Origin of the sequence: Gordonia sp. i37, assembly GCF_002043085.1 — a bacterium.
Classification (GTDB): domain Bacteria; phylum Actinomycetota; class Actinomycetes; order Mycobacteriales; family Mycobacteriaceae; genus Gordonia; species Gordonia polyisoprenivorans.
In genome coordinates, this window is sequence record NZ_MVPX01000497.1 from 1 (window position 1) to 2,192 (window position 2,192).

Below are 2,192 nucleotides of genomic sequence, written 5' to 3' on the forward strand. Positions count from 1 at the left end.
TCGCCTGCGTATTCGTCGACTGTGGCGCCGAGAACGTCGAAGGGCTCGTCATGGCGGTACTCGTCGAACTCACCCTCGGGGATGAGGATGTCCTGGGTGATCTCTGAGGTGGTGGTGCGGCGTGTGGAGCGTCGGCGACCGACCGAGGCCGAGCCGTCTTCGATGGGGGCCCAGTCATCGACGTCCCACTCGTAGTCGGCGGTGTCGCCGTACGTGGTCTCGTCGCTGTAGTAGATGTCGCTGCGGTCGACGGGGATGATCGTGGTCATCTCCTCGGCGGTCAGATCATTGATCCGCTCGTCGCGGCGTCGACGTCCGCCGACGACCGCGGTACCGGATACCGACCCGCCTGGGAAACCACGTTCCGCCAAGTCGTCCACCTCACCTCACGTTTGCGATACACCCAGGTGCCCGCGTTCTTTCGGCGTTACGGATGTGGCGCGATGGACCACTACGACCTGAGACTGCTTGCCGACGGTAACGAAATGATTGCGACAAGTCCAACCCTGGGGAGTGAAAACCCGGGATAAAGTGAGCTGGGTCACAGCCGATGACGAGGTTCACACTGTGCTGAATTTGCGGTATTGGCTGGCGGATTCGCCGCAATGCGCCCGGCCGGATGGCTGACGGCGCCGGGTCGGCACCCGCGCGTGTCCCGACCGAGCGAGTGATCTGTCGCACAAGGTGAGGAGGTGTACCCAAACCGGATATGCGGCAGGTTTAAAGTCCCGTATGGCCCGCGTTACACCCAGACGAGCGGGCAAATCTACGAAATGGTGAGCTGAATGGATCTCTTCGAATACCAGGCGAAGGAACTGTTCGCCAAGCACGGAGTTCCGACCACACCCGGTCGTGTAACCGACTCTGCCGCCGACGCGCGCACGATTGCCGAGGAAATCGGCAAGCCCGTCATGATCAAGGCGCAGGTGAAGGTCGGTGGACGTGGCAAGGCCGGCGGCGTGAAGTACTCCAAGGACGCCGACGAGGCGCAGGCGAACGCCGAGAACATCCTCGGTCTCGACATCAAGGGCCATGTCGTCAAGAAACTCCTCGTCGCCGAGGCCAGCGACATCGCCGAGGAGTACTACATCTCCTTCCTCCTCGATCGCGCCAACCGCACCTACCTGGCCATGTGCTCGGTCGAGGGCGGCGTGGAGATCGAGGTGACCGCCGAGCAGAACCCCGACGCGCTCGCCCGCGTCCCGGTCGACGCCGTCAAGGGTGTCGACCTCGCATTCGCTCGCGAGATCGCGGAGAAGGGCAAGCTGCCCGCCGAGGTGCTCGACGCCGCCGCCAACACCATCCAAAAGCTCTGGGAGGTGTTCATCGCCGAGGACGCCACCCTCGTGGAGGTCAATCCTCTGGTCCGTACCCCCGACGACCAGATCCTGGCCCTCGACGGCAAGGTCACCCTCGATGAGAACGCCGACTTCCGGCATCCCGACCACGAGGCCTTCGCCGACCGCGACGCCACCGATCCGCTGGAGCTCAAGGCCAAGGAGAACGACCTCAACTACGTCAAGCTCGACGGACAGGTCGGCATCATCGGCAACGGCGCCGGGCTGGTCATGAGCACCCTCGACGTGGTCGCCTACGCCGGTGAGAAGCACAAGGGTGTCAAGCCCGCGAACTTCCTCGACATCGGTGGCGGCGCCTCGGCCGAGGTGATGGCCGCCGGTCTCGACGTCATCCTCGGAGACGAGCAGGTCAAGAGTGTCTTCGTCAACGTCTTCGGCGGCATCACCGCCTGCGACGCTGTCGCCAACGGCATCGTCGGCGCGCTGAACAAGCTCGGCGACGAGGCCAACAAGCCGCTCGTCGTCCGCCTCGACGGCAACAAGGTCGACGAAGGCCGCAAGATCCTGGCCGATGCGAATCACCCCTTGGTGACGCTCGCCGAAACGATGGACTCCGGCGCCGACAAGGCCGCCGAACTGGCGAGCAAGTGAGGGGCTAGAGAAACATGTCGATCTTCCTGAACAAAGACAACAAGATCATCGTCCAGGGCATCACCGGCGGTGAGGGCACCAAGCACACCGCACTGATGCTCAAGGCCGGTTCGAACATCGTCGGCGGCGTCAACGCCCGCAAGGCCGGCACCACCGTCGCCCACACCGCCAAGGACGGCTCCGACGTGGAGCTGCCCGTCTTCGGCAGTGTCGCCGAGGCGATCAAGGAGACCGGGGCCGACC

1 protein-coding gene and 2 pseudogenes are annotated in these 2,192 nt (G+C 64.2%); 2 read left to right on the forward strand and 1 reads right to left on the reverse strand.

What is annotated here, in order from left to right; all coding sequences use genetic code 11:
• A pseudogene (locus B1964_RS24330) lies at nucleotides 1-380 on the reverse strand (M23 family peptidase); the annotation flags it as partial.
• Between the two features lie 405 nt (nucleotides 381-785).
• Between B1964_RS24330 and sucC the strand changes: the two are divergent.
• Nucleotides 786-1,949: an ADP-forming succinate--CoA ligase subunit beta gene (gene sucC / locus B1964_RS24335; RefSeq protein WP_006368323.1), complete on the forward strand. Its 1,164-nt coding sequence runs from the start codon at nucleotides 786-788 to the stop codon at nucleotides 1,947-1,949.
• A gap of 14 nt (nucleotides 1,950-1,963) precedes the next feature.
• Nucleotides 1,964-2,192 (forward strand): annotated as a pseudogene (locus tag B1964_RS24340) (succinate--CoA ligase subunit alpha); the annotation flags it as partial.